Here is a 19,297-nt window from a genome sequence, read left to right on the forward strand (position 1 = left end):
GCTGAGCAGCGGCACCCGGCCGATGTCGCGCAGGTAGGAACGCACCAGATCGCCGTCGACGGGAGGGAGGGAGCGCACCGTGACGGTGGAAGCCGGTGCCGGGGTGGTGGAGGGCTTTCGATCAACGGCTAGGGCAACGACCATGGAACTGCTTTTGACGGTGTGTGAAGCCTAACCTGAAGAAGTGTGAAGGATCTCTCAGAAACCGTTTGATTTCCGATTTCCTCCCCCAGCGGAGGCCCCAGCATCCCGCCCGGTCCCCCCGGGACCCGGGTCAGCCGAGGGGGGGGAGGCCCACCTGATGGAGCAGCCAGGAGGCGGTCTGCAGGTAGATGAACACCCCGGCGACATCGGTGGCGGTGGTGATGAACGGCGCCGACATCAGGGCCGGATCCAGGCCCAGCCGGTCGAACAGCAGGGGTAGGGCCGCCCCGGCGGTGGCCGCCAAGGTGGTGATGCACACCAGGCTGATGCCGGCGGCCGTGGCCACCAGCACGCCGCCGCCCACCTGCCAGGCCCAGGGCACCACCACGACCACCAGCAGCAGGCCCAGCAGCAATCCTGAGAACGCTTCACGGCCCACCGTGCGCCACACCCCCAGGGCCTGGATCCGCTGGGTGCTCAGGCCGCGGATCACCACCGTGGAACTCTGGGCGCCCACGTTGCCGCCGGTGCCGATCAGCAGCGGGATGAAGGCCGCCAGCCGCACCACCTCCTGGAGCACCCCCTCCTTCGAAGCGATCACCGCCGAGGTGCCGGTGTTGGCCACCAGAAGCACCAGCAGCCAGACCACCCGGCGTCGGGCCACGGTGAACAGGTTGCTCTGGAAGTAGTCGTCCTCATCGCCGGCCTGCACGGCGCCGGCGGCGTAGAGGTCCCGGGTGGCCTCCTGCTGGATCACGTCGATCACGTCATCCACCGTGACGATCCCCACCAGCCGGTCCTCCCGGTCCACCACCGGCACGGCCAGGAAGTCGTAGCGCTGGATGATCCGAGCCACCTCCTCCTGGTCGGTGGAGGTGGTCACGTTGACCACCTCCCGGGTCATCACATCGCCGATGCGATCGTCGGGGTCGGCCGTGACCAGATCCCGCAGCGACAGGATGCCGGTGAGGTGACGGGAGCCGTCGGTGACGTAGAGGCTGTAGACGGTCTCGGTGTCGCGGGCCCGGCGGCGCACGATGTCGAGGGCCTGGGCGGCGCTGTGGAATTCCTTGAGGTCGATGAACTCGGTGGTCATCAGCCGGCCCGCCGTCTCGGGCTCGTAACCCAGCAGCTGGGCCGTGACGCGCCGCTCGGCCGGGCTGAGCTCCATCAGCAGCCGCCGCACCACCTTGGCCGGCAGCTCATCGAACAGACGCACCCGGTCGTCGGGGGACATCTCCTCCACCAGCTCCAGCACTTCGCCGGAGCGAAGCCGCTCCAGCAGGCTCTGCTGCACGGTGGGGTCGAGGTACTCGTAGACCTCGATCGCCTCGTTCTTGGCCAGAAGCCGAAAGGCCAGGGCCTGCAGGGTGCGGGGCAGGCGCCCGATCGCCTCGGCGCAATCCACCGGCTGGACAGGCTCCAGCAGCAGTTTGACGCCGTCATAGTTGCCGGCGGCCAGCAGGCCCTGCAGCTGGCGCGCCACCACATCGGCCACCAGCACACCGCCCGTGACGGAGGCGGCCCCGGGGGCGCTTGCGGTGGATCCGCTGATGGCCTCGCTCATCGCACCGGAGGATCGCGGCCCCCCGAGTGTATGGGCGCAGACCGGCGCCGCCGATGGCCGGGCCCTAGGGTCCAGCCGTGCGATTCCTGGATTCCATGGTGGTGACTGTGTCGGATGTGGTGGTGCGGGGGGCCAGCGGCGAGGAACGCCGTTTGGATGAGTACGCCGGCCAGGTGCTGCTGATCGTCAACGTGGCCAGCCGCTGCGGCTTCACCCGCCAGTACGCCGGCCTGCAGGCCCTGCAGGACGCCTACGGCTCCCGGGGTCTGCAGGTGCTCGGATTCCCCTGCAACGACTTCGGCGCTCAGGAACCGGGCACCCTGCAGGAGATCCAGCAGTTCTGCTCCACCACCTACGGCGCCAGCTTCACCCTGTTCGACAAGGTGCACGCCAAGGGCGACAAGACGGCCCCCTACGACCGGCTGACCGCTGTGGAGCCGGCCGGGGACGTGGAGTGGAATTTCGAGAAGTTCCTGGTCGGCAAGGACGGCACCGTGCAGGCCCGCTTCAAGAGTGCCGAGGAACCCGACGGCCCCACCATCAGGGCCGCGATCGAAGCGGCCTTGGAGGTCTGAGCCGCCGACCCAGCAGCCAGCCGAGGGTGGCGGCGCCGAGGCCCAGCCCCAGGGTCAGGCCGATCAGGCCGAGTGCGGCGGACCATTGGCCCGCGGCGATCAGGATCACGCAGGCCACCATCCAGCTGCTGAAGGTGGTGAGCGCTCCGCAAAAGCCGATGCCCACCAGCAGCTGACGGTGGGGATGGTGGGGAAGGCCCAGGAGCAGCCCCAGGATCGCCGCACCCGCCACATTCACCAGCAGGTCGTGGTCCTGGAGATGCAGGCCCACCTGCCAGCGGATCAGCGCCCCGGGGACGGCGCCCAACGCCACCAGCAGCAGCTCGACCAGCTCGGTGCGCAGGGTCAGGACAACGGGGGAAGGTTCGGACACGACGCGGGAAGGAGGTCAGGTCTGGCCCAGGGAGTAGCCGGCGCCGGCTGCCAGCAGCCCACCGAGCAGGGATCCCAGGGCCAGCACCGCGAATGACCCGAAGCGGCGCTCGCGCAGGGTGTTGAGCAATTCGACGGCAAAGGTGGAGAAGGTGCTGAGGCTGCCGAAAAAGCCCGTACCGACGAGCAGGAGCAAGGGGGCGCCCCCACGCCCGGGCGCACAGCGGTCCTGCATGGCGAGCACCAGCCCGAGGGAGAAGGCGGCGATCAGATTCACGCTGAACGTGCCCCAGTGCTTGTGGGGAACCATCGGCTCCAGATGGTTCACCACCCGCAGCCGCAGCCAGGCTCCGGGAATGGCGCCGATGCCCACCATCAGGGCCTCAACCATGAATCCAGCCGCGGCGGGCGGCCGGCGCGTCGTCACAGCCATCGCCACTGCAGACCCACACCTGCAGCCAGCCGATCCCGGCACCGCAGCGCCATCGGCGCAACGGCTGCAGGGGGGTGCCAGCGGGGAGGGTGCGCAGGGCAGGAGCGACGGCGCAGGGGCTGGCACGCAGCACGTCACCGAATCCGCTCAGAAGTGGATCTGCCCCGGCCCGGCGACGGATCTGGGGCTGACGCCGCTCGGCACCACCGGCAGGCAGACCGGCCGGGACCAGCAGGGCCACTCCCAGAAGCCAGCCCCAACGCAGCAGGGAACCCGTCGCCGGACCCCTCATCAGATGTCGAGCTGCGCGAAATCCAGTTCAGCGCTGTGGGTTTCGATGAACTCGCGGCGGGGCGCCACCTTGTCACCCATCAGGATGGTGAAGATGCGATCGGCTTCTGCCGCATCTTCGATCTCCACCCGCTTCATCATTCGGGTGGCGGGATCCATCGTGGTTTCCCAGAGCTGCTTTGGCATCATCTCGCCGAGGCCCTTGAAACGCTGAATCGTGTAGTTAGCCTTTTCTCCAAAGCCTTCGAGGGTCTTTTTGAGATCCTGTTCATTATAGCAATAAGTGTGATTCTTGCCCCGCTCGACCTTGTACAGAGGCGGGCAAGCAATATAAATATAGCCACCTTCCAGCAGCGTCTTCTGATAGCGATAGAAGAAAGTGAGCAACAGAGTGCGGATGTGAGCACCATCAACATCCGCATCAGTCATGATCACAATCCGATGGTAACGCAGGGCCGATTCGTTGAAATCCTCCCCCTTGATGCCAAGGCCAAGCCCGGTGATGAGTGCCTGGATCTCCGTATTCTTATAGATTTTGGCGTCGTCCGTTTTCTCAATGTTGAGGATCTTTCCGCGCAAAGGGAGGATGGCCTGGAAGCGTCGGTCGCGGCCTTGCTTGGCGGAGCCCCCGGCTGAATCGCCCTCCACAATGTAGATCTCCGACTCGGAAGGGTCACGGGAACTGCAATCCGCCAGCTTGCCTGGCAGGGTGGAACTCTCCAGCACCGACTTGCGTCGGACCAGCTCCCTGGCCCGGCGGGCCGCTTCGGCGGCATTGAAGGCCTGAATCGCCTTCTCCAGAATCAGATCGATAACCTGGGGGTGGAACTCTAGGAATTCGCCCAGGGCTTCGCCTACCACCGTATCAACGATGCCGCGAACTTCGGTGTTGCCGAGTTTCGTCTTGGTCTGACCTTCGAACTCGGGCTCGGGCACTTTGACCGAGAGCACGGCGGTGAGACCTTCGCGGATGTTCTCCCCGGCCAGGTTGGAATCGGCATCCTTGCGCTTGCCGCGCTTGCGGGCGAAGGTGTTAAGGGTGCGGGTGAGCACCGTCTTGAGACCCTCAATGTGAGTGCCTCCATCGACGGTTCGGATGTTGTTGGCGAAGCCGAGGATACTGTCGGAATAGGCATCCACACACCACTGCAGGGCGGCCTCCACATGGACGCCATCCTTTTCGGCATTGACGTGGATGATGTCCGGATGCAGGGGCTCCTTGCCGGCGTTCATGTACGCCACATATTCCCGGATCCCGCCTTCATAGTGGTAGATCTCCTGATGGGGCTGGCCATCGGAGCCGAGGGAACCGGGCCGCTCATCGCTGAACATGATCTGAACGCCACCGTTGAGGTAGGCCAGTTCGCGCAGGCGGCCGGAGAGGGTGGCGTAATCGAACTCAATGCCGCCGGTGAAGATCTCCAGATCCGGCTTGAACCGCACCGCCGTGCCGGTGTCGCCGCCGGGGTCGGGCTCGGAGCGCAGCGTGCCAATCGGGGCACCCCGCTCAAACCGCTGGCGGTGGGCCTGACCCTGGCGCCGCACGGTGACCTCCACCCATTCGCTGAGCGCATTCACCACCGAGACGCCCACCCCGTGGAGGCCGCCGGAGACCTTGTAACCGCCACTGCCGAACTTGCCGCCGGCATGCAGGACGGTGAGCACCGTTTCCAGGGCCGACTTGCCGGTGCGGGGGTGGATGTCGGTGGGAATGCCCCGGCCGTTGTCGATGATTTCGGCGGAACCGTCCTCACAGAGCCGGACACTGATCGCATTGCAGTGGCCGGCCAGGGCCTCGTCCACCGAGTTGTCGACCACCTCATAGACGAGGTGATGGAGGCCACGGGGACCGGTGGTCCCGATGTACATGCCGGGCCGCTTGCGGACCGGCTCCAGGCCCTCGAGAACCTGAATCTGCTCGGCCCCGTAGGCGTGCTGAACCTTGGAGCTGGAAGCGTCGCTCATTCCGGAGGTCACACCTGGCGGACGGCGAAGTCCATGGGTTGAGAAGGATGGATGGGGCTGGATCCTGGGAAAGCGACCGGCCGGGGCTCAGGCCCCACACGTGGCGGCATGCGCGCCGAAACCCCTTTCCAGTAGACGAATCTACCACCGAAGGCTCACAGCCGCCGCCAGGGGCCTCTGGTGGCCTGCTCGAATAAGGGGTCCAACCCTGGACACCTGATGGAGCCCTTGCCCCTGGTGATCGCGCTGCTGGGGCCCACCGCCGCCGGCAAGACCGAACTGGCCATCCGGCTGGCCGAACGGCTGGGGCTGGCCGTGCTGTCGGTGGATTCACGGCAGCTCTACATCGGGATGGACCTCGGCACGGCCAAACCCACGGCGCAGCAGCGGGCCCGGGTGCGTCATGAGCTGCTGGATCTGCGCCCCCCCGATCGACCGCTCAACCTGGAGGACTTCCGCCGGAGCGCCCTGGAGGTGATCGCGGCGGAACACCGGCGTTGCGGGATCGCCCTGCTGGCTGGAGGCAGCGGCCTCTACCTGCGCTCCCTGTTGCAGGGGCAGCGGCCGCCGGCGGTGCCGCCCCAGCCAGCCCTCCGGCTCCAGCTCGCCGCCCTCGGCCAGGGGACCTGCCACCAGCTCCTGGGCCGGGGCGATCCGATCGCCGCCGGCCGGATCGCCCCGGCGGACGCCGTACGCACCCAGCGGGCCCTGGAGGTGCTCTATGCCACCGGGCGGCCGATCTCGAGCCAGCTGCGGGCCGAAGCGCCCCCCTGGCGGGTGCTGGAGCTCGGGCTCGATCCACCCGACCTGCAGGAACGGATCGCCCGGCGCACACGGGACCTCTACGCCCGCGGGCTGGTGCGGGAGACCGCGGAACTGATCCGGCGCCATGGGGCCGATCTGCCCCTGCTGAGCACCATCGGCTACGGCGAGGCCCGGAGCCTGCTGGCTGGAGAGATCGAGGAAGCGGACGCCATCGTCCTGACCACCCGCCGCACCCGGCAGTACGCCAAACGGCAGCGCACCTGGTTCCGCCGGCAGCACAATCCGCTCTGGCTGGATGGACCCGACGGCCCGTCGGATCCATTGCTGATGGCGTTGCCTGCGGTCCAGCACGTCCTAGGGTGAAAGGCCGGCACCGTCGCTGATCGTGCTGTCGGCCCCGCCGGTTCGTCCGCCTCCGGTCCCCTCGCCACTCTGAATGCCTCCTCGTCCCCGTTTCGATCGCCGTGCTCCCGTCCGGGAGCTGCCCAACATCAACGAACGGATCAGCTACCCCCAGCTCAGGGTGGTGGATGCCGATGGAAGCCAGCTTGGGGTGATCACCAGGGAAGAGGCTCTCGAGGTCGCCAAGGACCGGGACCTGGATCTGGTGCTGGTGAGCGAGAAGGCTGATCCGCCGGTCTGCCGGATCATGGACTACGGCAAGTTCAAGTTTGAGCAGGAGAAGAAAGCCAAGGAAGCGAAGAAGAAATCGCACCAGACGGAGGTCAAGGAAGTGAAGATGCGCTACAAGATCGATTCGCACGACTATCAGGTCCGAATCGGTCAGGCCGTTCGCTTCCTCAAGGACGGTGACAAGGTGAAGTGCACGGTGATCTTCCGGGGCCGGGAGATTCAGCACACGGCCCTGGCCGAGCAGCTGCTCTACCGCATGGCCAAGGACCTCGAGGAGAGCGCCGAGATCCAGCAGGAGCCCAAGCGGGAGGGTCGCAACATGATCATGTTCCTCACCCCCCGCAAGACACCGCTCACCAAGGAGAAGGATGCGGCGGCCCTGGCCGCCAAGGCGGTGCGCACCATCCCCTCCCCCGTGCGTCAGGCGGCCGGCAGCTCCGAAGCGGCCGCGGCCGAAGCCTGAACGGGCCCGTTGCTCAGAGCGTCTCCTCGAAGAACTCCAGCAGCAGTTTCCACCCCGCCGCGGCCGCTTCGGGGGCATGGTCGCTCCGCTCATCGCACATGAAGCCGTGGCCGCCCTCCAGCTCCACCAGGCGCAGGCGACGGCCGCCGGGGTCGACCTCAGCCAGGGCGGCTGCGATCATGGCCACCTCCGCGGCGGGGAGGAGCGGATCCCAGCTCCCGCAGACACACAGCAACCGCCCGCCGATCTCCGGCAACACGGCCAGGGACGGGGCCCCCCCGCCCGGCCGGCCCGCCACGACGCCGGCGCCGTAGAAATCGCAGCTGGCGGTCACCGCCGGCAGGCTCGCGGCCAGCAGCGCGGCATGGCCACCGAAACAGAAGCCGACGCAGCCCAGATCGCCCGTCACCTGCCCCCGCAGCCAGGCGGCGGCGGCGGCCAGATCGGCGAGCAACTGGGAAGTGGTGACCTGATCCTTGTGGCGTCGCCCCTCGGCCAGATCCCCGGCCCCATAGCCCAGTTCGAGGCCGGGGGCCGTGCGGGCGAACAGGGGCACCGCCAGGGCCCCGAAGCCTTGGCCCGCCAGCCGATCGGCCGTGCGGCGCACCCAGCCGTTGAGGCCGAACACCTCCGGGAGGACCAGCACACCGGCCTTCGCTGGCCCCACAGGCCTGGACCACCAGCAGCGGAGCTCGGCCGGGTCCACCAGGGTGCCGGCGGCGACGGGAATCGTGATCCAGCTCCCCATGTCCCTCCAGGATCAGGCAGTCCCACTCTGGCCCGCCCCCCTGTGACGGTGCGAACCGGCACAGGGGGCTATGCCACAGGGGGAATTGTCACCGGCGCCGAAGCTCCGTAGGGTGGCTCCACCTAACCCGTGTCCGTTCCGGCGTGCGATTCCACATCCAGCAGGAAAGCGACATCCCGGCGTCGACCCAGCTCTACAACCAGATCTGCTTCGCCATCGCGGCACGGCATTACCCGCCGGGGCACCGGCTGCCCAGCACCCGCCAGCTGGCCATGCAGACAGGGCTGCATCGCAACACGATCAGCAAGGTCTACCGCCAGCTGGAGAACGACGGCGTGGTGGAGGCCATGGCCGGCTCCGGGATCTACGTCCGCGATCAGCAGAAGCCCCGGGAGCTCAAGCCGCCCCCGGGGCTGCGCAACCGGCTGCGACCGGACATCGACCGGGAGGTGCGCCAGTGCGTCGATGGGCTCCTCAACGCCGGCTGCACGCTGCAGCAGGCCCGGGAGCTGCTGACCCGCGAGATCGACTGGCGCCTGCGCTGCGGCGCCCGCGTGCTCGTGTCCACCCCCCGGGAGGACATCGGCGCCTCGATGCTGATCGCCGAGGAGCTGGAGCCGGTGCTGGATGTGCCGGTGGAGGTGGTGCCGATGGAGGAGCTCGAGGCCGTGCTGGAGAGTTCCAGTAACGGCACCGTGGTGACCAGCCGCTACTTCCTGCAACCGGTTGAGGAGCTCGCCCAGCGCTACGGGGTGCGGGCCGTGGCGGTGGACCTCAACGATTTCCGCCATGAGCTCGATCTGCTCAAGGAGTTGCGTGCCGGCAGCTGCGTGGGACTGGTCAGCATCAGTCCGGGCATCCTGCGGGCCGCCGAGGTCATCCTGCACAGCATGCGTGGCAACGAGCTGCTGGTGATGACCGCCAACCCGGATGTGGGCAGCCGGTTGCTGGCGTTGCTGCGGGCCGCCAGCCATGTGCTCTGTGATCGCCCCAGCCTGCCCCTGGTGGAGCAGACCCTCCGACAGAACCGGGCCCAGCTGATGCGCCTGCCCCAGGTGCACTGCGCCCAGAGCTACCTCGGCGCCGCCACGATCGATCTGCTCCGCAAGGAGATCGGCCTGATTGGCCCCCGCGACGGCTACGTCGACAGCGAGGCCGCTCAGGCAGGATGAAGGCTGTCCCGGCCTGAGCAACGCCCCTGGCGGGCCGGGCGCGGGCCATCCCATCCTTCCGCTCCTGTGCCTTGGGTTCACCGATCCGGCGATTGCTGAGCCCTCTGCTGGCGGATCTGCGGATCATCAAGGAACGGGATCCGGCGGCCCGGAGCACCGTCGAGATCCTGCTCTGCTACCCCGGCTTCCAGGCCCTGGTGCTGCACCGCTGCAGCCACCGGCTCTGGATCATGGGCCTGCCGCTGCTGCCACGGCTGCTCTCCCAGCTCGGCCGCAGCCTCACCGGCGTGGAGATCCACCCGGGGGCCCGGATCGGCCACGGCGTGTTCATCGACCACGGCATGGGGGTGGTGATCGGCGAAACGGCGGAGATCGGCAACCGCTGCCTGCTCTTCCAGGGGGTCACCCTGGGCGGCACCGGCAAGGAGCACGGCAAACGGCACCCGACCCTCGGGGAGAACGTGGTGGTCGGCGCCGGCGCCAAGGTGCTGGGGGCGATCACGGTGGGGGCCAACACCCGGATCGGTGCCGGATCGGTGCTGCTGCGCGATGTGGAGGCCGACAGCACCGTGGTCGGGGTGCCGGGCCGGGTCGTGCACCAGTCCGGAGTGCGGATCGACCCGCTGGCCCACTCCCAGTTGCCCGACGCGGAGGCCCGGGTGATCCGCAACCTGATGGAGCGGATCGATACGCTCGAGAACGAGCTCAGCCGTCTGCAGAGCTGCCTGCGGGAAGTGGCGGCAGGCCGGCCCCTGCAGGAAAGCTGCGCGGGCAATGCCCAGAACCTGAAGGACCGGGAGATCCTCGAGTTCCTCGGTGAGCGCCCGGCCCCCCAGCAGAGCTGAGCCTCAGCCGGTGGCGACGGCCTCGGCGCTCTCCACCCGGGGCTGGAACATGAACATCGAATAGATCACATTGCGACGCATGCCGGTCATCATGTCGAGGAACATGTCATAGCCCTCATTCTTGTATTCGATCAGCGGATCCTTCTGGCCGTAGCCCCGCAGACCCACGGACTCACGTAGGGCATCCATGGCCTGGAGATGCTCTCTCCAGAGGGTGTCGATCTGCTGCAGGATGAAGAAACGCTCCGCTTCCCGCATCAGCCCCGGACGGGCCTGCTCGATCTGGCTTTCCTTGAGGTCGTAGGCGTTGCGCAGCTGCTCGCGCAGGAAGGCCTTCAGCTCATCGGTGGAGAGGCCCTTGAGCTGATCAGGGGTGAGATCAGCCAGCAAATACACGAACTCCTGCACCTTGGCCACCAGCTGACCGAGATCCCACTCCTCTGGAGGTAGATCTGGATTGACATAGGCCTCCACGATGTCATCCATCGTGCGTTCGCCATAGCCGATCACCTGCAGCTTCAGTTCTCTCCCTTCGAGCACGCGGCGGCGCTCGGCATAGACGGCCTTGCGCTGGTTATTCATCACCTCATCATACTCAAAAACCTGCTTTCGGATATCATAATAATAGGTTTCAACTTTTTTCTGTGCCCCCTCCAGGGAGCGGGTGAGCATGCCGGATTCAATCGGCATGTCCTCCTCGACGCGGAAGGCATTCATCAGCCCCGCCACCCGGTCGCCCCCGAAGATGCGCAGCAGGTTGTCCTCCAGCGAGAGGAAGAAGCGGGTGCTGCCGGGGTCGCCCTGACGGCCGGCCCGCCCCCTGAGCTGATTGTCCACCCGCCGGGACTCATGGCGTTCGGTGCCGATCACATGCAGACCTCCGGCCTGACGCACCCCCTCCTCCTCCAGCTGCACCACCCGCTCGTACTCGGAGCGCACCCTGGCGATCAGCCGGCGCAACTCCTGGATCAAGGGGTCGTCGGTGGGAGCCTTCTCCGCAGCCTGGGCGATGCGATCCTCCAGCTCGAGCACGGTGAGGCTGCGGTCCCCCCAGGCCTTCACCAACTGACGGGCCAGCTCCGCCAGGGCCTGATCCGTCTCCTCGCTGAGGGCGCAGGGGTAGAGCGCCCCAATCGCCCGGGCCTCGCTGGGCGCGCGCGCGGGGCCGGCCGCGGCGGTGGAGGTGGCGGCGAATCCGCCGCTGCCCTGCTCCCGCTGCAGGGGAATCGGCGGCTTGTGGCCCTCCTCCGGGCGCACCAGCCGGGGCAGCAGCACCTCCCGGAGCTTGAGGCGGGCCATGTAATCGGAGTTGCCTCCGAGGATGATGTCAGTGCCACGGCCGGCCATGTTGGTGGCGATCGTCACGGCGCCCGCCCGCCCGGCCTGGGCGATGATCTCGGCCTCCCGCTCCACGTTCTCGGGCTTGGCGTTGAGCAGGTTGTGGGGAATCCCCTGCTCGGCCAGCAGCGTGGAAAGCAGCTCCGACTTCTCGACGCTGGTGGTGCCCACCAGCACGGGCCGTCCGGCATGGTGCACCTCGGCGGATTCAGCGGCCACCGCCCGCCATTTCGCGGCTTCGTTCTTGTAGACCTGATCGACCAGATCCTGGCGGGAGCGGGGCCGGTTGGTGGGAACGACAGTGACTTCCAACTTGTAGGTCTTCTCGAATTCCACCTCCTCGGTCTTGGCCGTGCCGGTCATGCCGGCCAGACGTGGGTAGAGCAGAAAGAAGTTCTGATAGGTGATGCTGGCCAGCGTCTGGGTTTCAGGTTGGATCGGCAGCATTTCCTTGGCTTCGATCGCCTGATGCTGCCCGTCGCTCCAGCGCCGGCCAGGCATCACCCGGCCGGTGAATTCATCAACAATGACAGCATCATCCGCCCGCACGATGTAGTTGACATCCTTGACGAACAGCTCCTTGGCCTTGAGCGCATTGGTGATGTAATGAGCCCATGGATCGGCCGGGTCAAAGAGATCCTGCACGCCGAGCAGATCCTCCGCCTTGGCATAACCTTCATCGGTGAGAGTCACATTGCGCTGCTTTTCATCGACCTCATAGTCGCCCTCGGGATCGATGCCATCCTTGGCCGTTCCCTCGGCCCGTGTGAGGCTGCTGGCAATTTCAGCCGCCCTCATGTATTTCTCCTGGGGGCGCTCCACCTGCCCGGAAATGATCAGCGGAGTCCGGGCTTCGTCAACCAGGATCGAATCCACCTCGTCGATGATGCAGTAGTGAAAGTTCCTTTGCACCACCTCCTCGATGTCATTGGCCATGTTGTCACGCAGGTAATCAAACCCGAGCTCACTGTTGGTCGCATAGGTGATATCGCAGGCGTAATTGCGCCGCCGTTCGTTCGGAGCCATGTCCTGCTGGATCAGCCCCACCGACAATCCGAGGAAGCGGTGGACCTGTCCCATCCACTCGGCGTCACGGCGGGCCAGATAATCGTTCACCGTCACCACGTGCACCCCCGCTCCGGTGAGGGCGTTGAGATAGGCGGGCAGAGTGGCCACCAGGGTCTTGCCCTCGCCGGTCTTCATTTCGGCGATCTGGCCCTCGTGAAGCACCATGCCTCCGATCAGCTGCACATCGAAGTGGCGCATGCCCAGCACCCGCTGCCCCGCTTCCCGCACCACCGCAAACGCCTCAGGTAGCAGCTCATCGAGCAACTGGCGCTGGTGAACGGGGCCGGAGGCCTGCTCCAGCCGCTGGCGGAATTCGGCGGTCTTGCCCCGCAGCTCCAGGTCAGAGAGGGGAGCGATCTCCTCCTCCAGCAGGTTGATGTCCGAAACGATCGGCTGGTAGCGCTTCAGCTTGCGGGCATTGGGATCCCCCAGCAACAGCTTGAGCATGGGATCAACATCGACCGGATAGATGGGCACCCTACCACCGCTTCCCGGCTGAGTGGTGGAGAAAAGCCAGTGAGCGCAAGGGTTTTGACCGCCTTCCCCCGTCCAGCGCCCCCGGGGACCTGTACGGTTTGGAGCCAGCCCGCCTCGATCGCTGGTGAGCGAGCAGCGCCACCCTGTCCATGTGGTTCGACACGGTCCACTCAGGCTGCGGCTGCGGCGGAACCTCGATCAGCTCCAGGCCTTGTTCGATGGCCACAGCTTCTGGGCCTGCGGCCGCAGCCACGCCGAGCTGCACCGGATGCTCTCGGGCAGCAGCGTGGTGGTGAGCGCCTGGGTGGGCAGCCGGCTGGTGGGGTTCGGGCGCGCCACCACTGACGGGGTGTTTCGAGCCGTGCTCTGGGACGTGGTGGTCGACCAAGCGCACCAGGGACGTGGCCTGGGACGGAGGGTTGTGGAGACCCTGCTGGGGTCAGCGACGGTGGCCGCAGCCCAGCGGGTGTACCTGATGACCTCCAGAAGCGCACCGTTCTATGGGGCGCTGGGGTTCGACCCGGTGGGGGATCAGCAGCTGATGCGCCGCTCGAGCCCGGAGAGAGGCTCCGGACGAGCCTTGGGGTGATGGGCAGAAGGAAGCCGGTGACGCCACCTTCGGAACAAGCGGGTGACGCGATTCGAACGCGCGACATTCACCTTGGCAAGGTGACGCTCTACCACTGAGCTACACCCGCAGCCGGCTGGCTGCCGATCTGTTCAGCATGCACCATCGAGGGGGGGTTGGTCAATCGGACCGATCCCGGCAGCCGGCGGCGGCGGCGGCCCTCCGCGACAGGCCGTCCGGCTCCGGCAGGACGCCCTCAGGGCCACCGGAACGGCCCGGCAGGTCGGCCCACGGCCATGGGAGAATCTGCGAGAGATGGAGACCCCGAGCGTGGCCTGGTCGATCCCCCGATCAGTCCGTTCCACGGCTCACTCTGCTCCACCGATCCGTCCATCTGGATGCGCGAACGCCTGCTGGAATTGATCCTGGTGGCCTACCACCCCAGCGAGCCGGAGATCACCCAATTGATGGCCTGCCTGGCCGCCCTGTCCCCCGGCATCGGCTATGCCGTCGTCGTCAACGACCACACCCCAGGGGAGCCGGTCGAGCGGCTGCGCGAGGGCGCCGATCTCTTCCTGGCACTGCCGGAGAATCCCGGCTACGGGCGGGCCGTGAATCGCGGCGTGGCGGCCCTGGCTGAGCTGGCCCCCCTGCCCACGCTGCTGGGGGCCCTGAACACCGATCTCAGCTGGAGCCCGGGAAGTTTCGAAGCCCTCTCAACCTGGCTGGGAGATCATCCCGAAATCGCGATCGCCACACCCAGGATTCTTTCGCCACACGGGGAAACCCAGCACCTCTGCAAACGGAATCCCACCCTGCTGGGTCTGCTCAGCCGCCGCTTTCTTCCCCCGGCCCTGAAGCCGGCATGGCTGAAGCGGTATGACAACTGGTACGCAATGAAGCAGAAAAATTACGACGAGATCTTCGACGTTCCTTACCTGAGCGGCTGCTGCATGCTGATGCGCAGCGCCGCATTCCAACAATCAGGTGGTTTCGATGAGGCCTTTTTCCTCTATCTTGAAGATGCGGATCTGACCCGGGCAATGCGGCGTCAGGGCCGGGCGATCCATCTGCCGATCGCCTCGGTTCGTCATCACTGGGGTCGGGGAAATTACCACAGCTTGAAGTTGATGCTCGTCAACTTTCACAGCGCCTGGATCTATTTTCGCAAGTGGGGGCTTGCCCTGTGGTGAGCGAGGGGGTGGTGGCGTCCGTCGATCGCCCCACCCTTCAGGAGGGCAGCACCGCCATCAGGCTGCCCATCTCCAGTGCCTGAAGGGCGTACCCCCAGCCCAGGTTGCTCTTGATGCCGGCCCGTTCCAGGGCCTGCTGCATGGTGTCGGTGGTGAGCACCCCGAAGATCACCGGCACGCCGGTGTCGCGGGCGACGGAGGCCACCCCCTTGCTGACCTCGGCGCAGACGTAGTCGAAGTGAGGGGTATCTCCGCGGATCACCGCCCCGAGGGTGATCAGGGCGTGATAGCGACCCGAGGCCGCCAGACGCTGCGCCACAAGCGGGATCTCGAAGCTCCCTGGCACCCAGGCCACATCCAGCTGGGGGCTGTCGGGCCCGATGTCGATGCCGTGGCGGGACAGGCAGTCCAGGCAGGCACTGAGAAGCTTCGCCGTGACCAGGTCATTGAACCGACCGACGACGACGGCGATGCGGAGGCCGCCGGCCTCGGTGAAACGTCCCTCGAAAACCGTCAACGCAGGTCAGACCACGAAATAGCTCATGCCCCAGTTGAGCAGGACCAGAGCCACCCAGGCCGCCCCTCCCAGCAGGATCAGGCGGTTGGAGCGACCACTGTCCTCACTGCTGGCATAGAGCACGGGAACCGCCACCACAAGGGCAAATGACATCACCACCAGGGCCAGAACGGTGAGGGTGTTGAGGATCTGCATGGTTGGAATGGGGTGGTGCGCAGGTCCGGACGCACGGTCCAGAGCGGGCAGTGGGCGGATTCTCCCACGGGGCCTCCCGGGAAGCTCCGCCCGCCCCGCCGATCCGTCACAAGTTGTGGGGGGGACCGGGGAAACGGGCCCTACGATCGCGCCAGGGTGCGGAAGGGGCGTGGCCAGGCAGGCCGATCGACAGCTCTCGCTGGTGGCCGCTCCCGAGCAGCAGGGGTCGCTGTTCCCTGATCCAGCCACCAGCGGGGAAGCCGCCGGCGCTGGGACCACAGTCGCGCCCCGGCCCGCGGCCGCTGAGCCGCCGACTGGTGATCCCACGGCCGTCGACCCGACGAGCGACGATGCGCTCGAAAGCTTCGGCGCCTCCCGACCGCGCCGGCGCGGCCCAGCCCAATCCGGCGCGGCTGGGGAGCCCATCGCAGCGGTGGAGGGCTCCGAGGAGGGTCCCCGCTGGCACCACCACAGCCTGGTGGATCCCGAGCTGCTGCCGCCGATGCTGCGCCATTACGTGGAGCTGAAGGCCGCCCATCCCGAGCGGGTGCTGCTCTATCGACTCGGCGATTTCTTCGAATGCTTCTTCGAGGACGCCATCCGGGTCTCGCAGCTGCTCGAACTCACGCTCACCGGCAAGGAGGCCGGCAAGGCGCTGGGGCGGGTGCCGATGGCCGGCATCCCCCACCACGCCGCCGAACGCCATTGCGGCGAACTGCTGCGGCGGGGCCTGCCGGTGGCCCTGTGCGACCAGCTGGAAAGCACCCCGTCCAAAGGGGCCCTGCTGAAGCGGGGCATCACCAGGATCCTCACCCCCGGCACCGTGCTCGAGGAGGGGATGCTGGCGGCGCGGCGCAACAACTGGCTGGCGGCGGCGGTGCTCGAGGAGGGCCGATGGGGGCTGGCCGTGGCCGATGTCAGCACCGGCGAGTTCCGGCTGATGGAACGGGAGGGCAGCGACCGGCTGCATCAGGACCTGCTGCAGCTCGAGCCCGCCGAGCTGCTCTGGCCCTCCAGCGAAGCCCCGGCCCCGGCCTGGATTCCCGAGGGGCTGCACCGGACCCGCCTGCCGCTCACGCCCTTTGCCCTGGCGGAAGCGCGGCGCTCCCTGCTGGAGCGCTTCGATCTGGGCAGCCTGGACGGGCTGGGCCTGGCCGTGGCCCCCCTGGCCCTGCGGGCCGCCGGGGGCCTGCTCCACTACCTCGACGATACCCAGCCCGGCGAGGGCGACCGGCCCATCCGCGTCCCGCTCGATCTGCCCACCCTGCGCGGCGCCGGCGACCAGTTGGTGCTGGACGCCCAGACCCGCCGCAACCTGGAGCTCACCCAGACCCAGCGGGACGGCCAGTTCCAGGGATCCCTGCTCTGGGCCCTCGATCGGACGATGACGGCCATGGGCGCCCGGGCACTGCGGCGCTGGATCGAGGCGCCGCAGATCGATCCGGTCACGATCGGGGAGCGTCAGGACGGGGTGGGACTACTCGTGGGGCGGCGGGAGCTGCGGCTGGCCCTGCGGCGGCTGCTGCGCTCCATGGGGGATCTGGAGCGGCTGGCCGGACGGGCCGGAGCCGGCACCGCCTCCGCCCGCGACCTCGTCGCCCTGGCCGACGGCCTCGAGCGATTGCCCCGGCTGGCTGCCCTGCTGGCCGACGGCGACGCCGCCGTCTTCCGCTCCCTGGGTCAGCCCGAGAGCGCCCTGAGCGAGCTGGCGGGGCTGGTGCGCCACAACCTGGTGGAGGCCCCGCCACTCAGCCTCAGCGAAGGTGGCCTGATCCATGACGGAGTCGATGGCCGGCTGGACGGCCTGCGCAACCGACTCGACGACCAGGACGCCTGGCTGAAGGCCCAGGAGGAGGAGGAACGGCGCCAAAGCGGCATCCCCACGCTGCGGCTGCAGGTCCATCGCACCTTCGGTTATTTCCTCTCGGTGAGCCGGTCGCGGTCCGGCCAGGTGCCGGACCACTGGATCCGTCGCCAGACCCTGGCCAACGAGGAACGCTTTGTCACCCCGGAGATCAAGGCCCGGGAAGGGCGGATCCTGCAGCTGCGGGCCCGCGCCGCCCAGCGGGAATTCGAGCTGTTCGCGGCCCTGCGCCAGCAGGTGGGGGAGCGGGCCGCCCCGATCCGCGCCGCCGCCCGGCAGGTCGCCGCCCTTGACGCGATCGCGTCCCTGGCCGAGGTGGCGGCCACCAGCGGCTACTGCCGACCCCGGATCACCGACGACCGCCAGCTGCGCATCGAGGCCGGGCGCCATCCGGTGGTGGAGCAGCTGCTGGTGGAGGAGCGCTTCACCGCCAATGACATCGGCCTGGGCTCTACGGGCGACCCCGACCTGGTGGTGCTCACCGGCCCGAACGCCAGCGGCAAGAGCTGTTATCTCCGCCAGACGGGTCTGCTGCAGCTGATGGCCCAGATCGGGAGCTGGATCCCGGCCCGCTCGGCCAGCCTCGGCATCGCCGATCGCATCTTCACCCGGGTGGGGGCCGTCGACGATCTGGCCAGCGGCCAGTCCACCTTCATGGTGGAGATGGCCGAAACCGCCAACATCCTGCACCACGCCACCGACCGATCCCTCGTGTTGCTCGACGAGATCGGCCGGGGAACCGCCACGTTCGATGGCCTTTCGATCGCCTGGGCGGTGGCCGAGCATCTGGCCGAAGGAGTGCGGGCCCGTGCCGTGTTCGCCACGCACTATCACGAGCTCAACGAGCTGGCCTCGCTGCTCCCCAACGTGGCCAATTTCCAGGTGATGGTGGAGGAGACCGGCGATCGCCTCCTGTTTCTTCACCAGGTGCGCCCCGGCGGGGCCAGCCGCAGCTATGGCATCGAGGCGGCCCGGCTGGCCGGTGTGCCCCCCCAGGTGGTCCGCCGCGCCCGGCAGGTTCTGGGCCGCATCGAAGCCAACAGCCACGTGGCCGTCGGCCTTCAGAACGTCGCGTAGGACTTCTCCTCGATCAGGGCCGAACCGCTGGCGGCATTGAGCCGGCGCTTGATCGCCGCTCGCTCGTCGTTGAGCCGATAGACCGAACGCGCCAGTTCCACAAAGCCGGCGCCGAAGTCCCCGTCCCTCTCATGGCGCCTCAGGGCCTCCTCCACGTCCCAGAGTCGCCGGTTCACATCCCCCAGCGCCTGGGCCAGCGGAGCGAGCGGTCCAACGGGGTCGGCGATGCCGGCCCGCCGGGCCTCCTGGAGGAGGCCGTCGCGCTCTCGCCGCACATTGGCGCTCCGGGTCGGATCGGTGATCCGTTCGTGCTTGATCGTGAGGATGGTGAGCTTGTCGATCAGCTCCCCCACTGACACGGGAGCACGCAGCCGCAGCGCCGGGGCGCCGTCGGGTCCGGCAGGAGGCTCGGGCTGGGGTCGGGGCTGGGAATGATCCAGCCAGGCCCGGCGCAGCAGGGCGTTGCAGGCTGCCCCCGCCAGACCCGCCCCCCCCTTGCTCCCATCCAGCCGGATCTGGGTCAGGCCACTGGCGGCCAGCCGTTGCTTGCTCTCGGCCACCCCCACGAACCCCACCGGCATGCCGATCACCAGGGCGGGCCGCCCGGGCAGCTCCAGCAGCCGCAGCAGGGCGGTGGGGGCGCTACCGATCAGCACCACAGCCCCGGGGCAATCCGCCAGGGCCCCATCCATCCCCGCCGCGGTGCGGGTGCCCCCCCGGGGGGGCACGTCCGGGGCCCACTCGAGCACGCTGCGGACCGGATTGCCGAAGGTGCGACGGGCCATCGGAGACACCGCGGCCGCCGCCATCGCCGTGTCAGTGAGGATCACCGCACCGCCGGCCAGCGCCGCCATCCCCAGCCGGCAGGCCTCGGGGCTGACGTGCAGATCCGGGGCGATGCTGAGGTCACCGCTGCTGTGCACCAGCCGCTCCAGCACCTCCTGCTCGAGCGGATCCCGGCCGGTGGGACCGAGCCCCTGACGGATGCGCCGCACGCTTTCGGTGAAGATCGGATGATCCACGGCCT

19 protein-coding genes, 1 tRNA gene and 1 pseudogene are annotated in these 19,297 nt (G+C 67.8%); 8 read left to right on the top strand and 13 right to left on the bottom strand.

Annotation, left to right across the window (positions count from 1 at the left end):
• Together ACWJI7_RS12070 and mgtE are read right to left on the bottom strand one after the other, a co-directional pair.
• On the bottom strand, positions 1-144 hold a 144-nt coding region (locus ACWJI7_RS12070; RefSeq protein WP_479938274.1), incomplete at its 3' end, for a sigma-70 factor domain-containing protein.
• A gap of 130 nt (positions 145-274) precedes the next feature.
• Positions 275-1,711 carry a magnesium transporter gene (gene mgtE, locus ACWJI7_RS12075; protein WP_479938216.1) on the bottom strand — a complete coding sequence of 479 codons (1,437 nt, stop codon included), beginning with the start codon at positions 1,709-1,711 and terminating at the stop codon, positions 275-277.
• 95 nt (positions 1,712-1,806) lie between these two features.
• Here mgtE and ACWJI7_RS12080 point away from each other — a divergent pair, with 95 nt between their 5' ends.
• Positions 1,807-2,286: a glutathione peroxidase gene (locus ACWJI7_RS12080; RefSeq protein ID WP_479938217.1), complete on the top strand. Its 480-nt coding sequence runs from the start codon at positions 1,807-1,809 to the stop codon at positions 2,284-2,286.
• Here ACWJI7_RS12080 and ACWJI7_RS12085 read toward each other — a convergent pair.
• The 4 genes from ACWJI7_RS12085 to gyrB are packed head-to-tail and all read right to left on the bottom strand — an operon-like array spanning position 2,252 to position 5,347.
• Positions 2,252-2,659, bottom strand: a complete 408-nt coding sequence (locus ACWJI7_RS12085; RefSeq protein ID WP_479938218.1) for a FluC/FEX family fluoride channel — start codon at positions 2,657-2,659, stop codon at positions 2,252-2,254. The genes ACWJI7_RS12080 and ACWJI7_RS12085 overlap by 35 nt on opposite strands.
• Before the next feature lie 15 nt (positions 2,660-2,674).
• Positions 2,675-3,049 (bottom strand): fluoride efflux transporter FluC, encoded by a 375-nt coding sequence (locus tag ACWJI7_RS12090; RefSeq protein WP_479938219.1) that lies wholly within the window; start codon positions 3,047-3,049, stop codon positions 2,675-2,677.
• On the bottom strand, positions 3,042-3,383 hold the full coding sequence (locus ACWJI7_RS12095; protein ID WP_479938220.1) for an SH3 domain-containing protein: 342 nt from the start codon (positions 3,381-3,383) through the stop codon (positions 3,042-3,044). The genes ACWJI7_RS12090 and ACWJI7_RS12095 overlap by 8 nt, the downstream gene beginning before the upstream one ends.
• Positions 3,383-5,347, bottom strand: a complete 1,965-nt coding sequence (gene gyrB, locus ACWJI7_RS12100; RefSeq protein ID WP_479938221.1) for a DNA topoisomerase (ATP-hydrolyzing) subunit B — start codon at positions 5,345-5,347, stop codon at positions 3,383-3,385. Before gyrB ends, ACWJI7_RS12095 begins: the two co-directional genes overlap by 1 nt.
• 219 nt (positions 5,348-5,566) lie before the next feature.
• Here gyrB and miaA point away from each other — a divergent pair, with 219 nt between their 5' ends.
• Positions 5,567-6,475, top strand: a complete 909-nt coding sequence (miaA, locus tag ACWJI7_RS12105; protein WP_479938222.1) for a tRNA (adenosine(37)-N6)-dimethylallyltransferase MiaA — start codon at positions 5,567-5,569, stop codon at positions 6,473-6,475.
• A gap of 73 nt (positions 6,476-6,548) precedes the next feature.
• Positions 6,549-7,208, top strand: coding sequence for a translation initiation factor IF-3 (gene infC, locus ACWJI7_RS12110; protein ID WP_479938223.1), 660 nt, complete (start codon positions 6,549-6,551; stop codon positions 7,206-7,208).
• A gap of 13 nt (positions 7,209-7,221) precedes the next feature.
• Here the strand turns inward: infC and ACWJI7_RS12115 are convergent, their stop codons facing one another.
• Complete coding sequence (locus ACWJI7_RS12115) at positions 7,222-7,956, bottom strand: dienelactone hydrolase family protein (protein WP_479938224.1); 735 nt, start codon at positions 7,954-7,956, stop codon at positions 7,222-7,224.
• A 143-nt stretch (positions 7,957-8,099) separates the two neighbouring features.
• On the opposite strand from ACWJI7_RS12115, the gene ACWJI7_RS12120 reads away from it, so the two are divergent.
• Both ACWJI7_RS12120 and cysE read left to right on the top strand, forming a co-directional pair.
• The gene (locus tag ACWJI7_RS12120) at positions 8,100-9,128 is read left to right on the top strand and encodes a GntR family transcriptional regulator (protein WP_479938225.1); all 1,029 of its coding nucleotides are present in this window, start codon (positions 8,100-8,102) and stop codon (positions 9,126-9,128) included.
• A 92-nt stretch (positions 9,129-9,220) separates the two neighbouring features.
• Complete coding sequence (gene cysE, locus ACWJI7_RS12125; protein ID WP_479938226.1) at positions 9,221-9,973, top strand: serine O-acetyltransferase; 753 nt, start codon at positions 9,221-9,223, stop codon at positions 9,971-9,973.
• 3 nt (positions 9,974-9,976) lie between these two features.
• Here the strand turns inward: cysE and secA are convergent, their stop codons facing one another.
• On the bottom strand, positions 9,977-12,826 hold the full coding sequence (gene secA / locus ACWJI7_RS12130; RefSeq protein WP_479938227.1) for a preprotein translocase subunit SecA: 2,850 nt from the start codon (positions 12,824-12,826) through the stop codon (positions 9,977-9,979).
• Positions 12,827-12,980: 154 nt separating this feature from the next.
• Here secA and ACWJI7_RS12135 point away from each other — a divergent pair, with 154 nt between their 5' ends.
• Entirely contained in the window at positions 12,981-13,445 is a 465-nt protein-coding gene (locus ACWJI7_RS12135) for a GNAT family N-acetyltransferase (protein ID WP_479938228.1), read from the top strand.
• Positions 13,446-13,482: 37 nt separating this feature from the next.
• Here ACWJI7_RS12135 and ACWJI7_RS12140 read toward each other — a convergent pair.
• Positions 13,483-13,554 (bottom strand) — tRNA-Gly (locus tag ACWJI7_RS12140).
• 268 nt (positions 13,555-13,822) lie between these two features.
• On the opposite strand from ACWJI7_RS12140, the gene ACWJI7_RS12145 reads away from it, so the two are divergent.
• Positions 13,823-14,617: a glycosyltransferase family protein gene (locus ACWJI7_RS12145; protein WP_479938229.1), complete on the top strand. Its 795-nt coding sequence runs from the start codon at positions 13,823-13,825 to the stop codon at positions 14,615-14,617.
• 37 nt (positions 14,618-14,654) lie between these two features.
• On the opposite strand, the gene ribH is transcribed toward ACWJI7_RS12145, so the two are convergent.
• Entirely contained in the window at positions 14,655-15,134 is a 480-nt protein-coding gene (gene ribH, locus ACWJI7_RS12150; protein WP_479938230.1) for a 6,7-dimethyl-8-ribityllumazine synthase, read from the bottom strand.
• Positions 15,135-15,140: 6 nt separating this feature from the next.
• On the bottom strand, positions 15,141-15,329 hold the full coding sequence (psbZ, locus tag ACWJI7_RS12155) for a photosystem II reaction center protein PsbZ (protein WP_479938231.1): 189 nt from the start codon (positions 15,327-15,329) through the stop codon (positions 15,141-15,143).
• A 169-nt stretch (positions 15,330-15,498) separates the two neighbouring features.
• Between psbZ and mutS the strand changes: the two genes are divergently transcribed.
• A complete protein-coding gene (gene mutS / locus ACWJI7_RS12160) occupies positions 15,499-18,270 on the top strand; it encodes a DNA mismatch repair protein MutS (protein WP_479938232.1) in 2,772 nt (923 codons plus the stop codon).
• Here the strand turns inward: mutS and ACWJI7_RS12165 are convergent.
• Positions 18,255-18,629 (bottom strand): DUF6165 family protein, encoded by a 375-nt coding sequence (locus tag ACWJI7_RS12165; protein WP_479938276.1) that lies wholly within the window; start codon positions 18,627-18,629, stop codon positions 18,255-18,257. The genes mutS and ACWJI7_RS12165 overlap by 16 nt on opposite strands.
• Before the next feature lie 75 nt (positions 18,630-18,704).
• Positions 18,705-19,292 (bottom strand): annotated as a pseudogene (locus tag ACWJI7_RS12170) (precorrin-8X methylmutase); the annotation flags it as partial.
• Positions 19,293-19,297 lie beyond the last annotated feature (5 nt).

The sequence above is a fragment of the Cryptocyanus atlanticus LEGE 06306 genome (assembly GCF_056633155.1).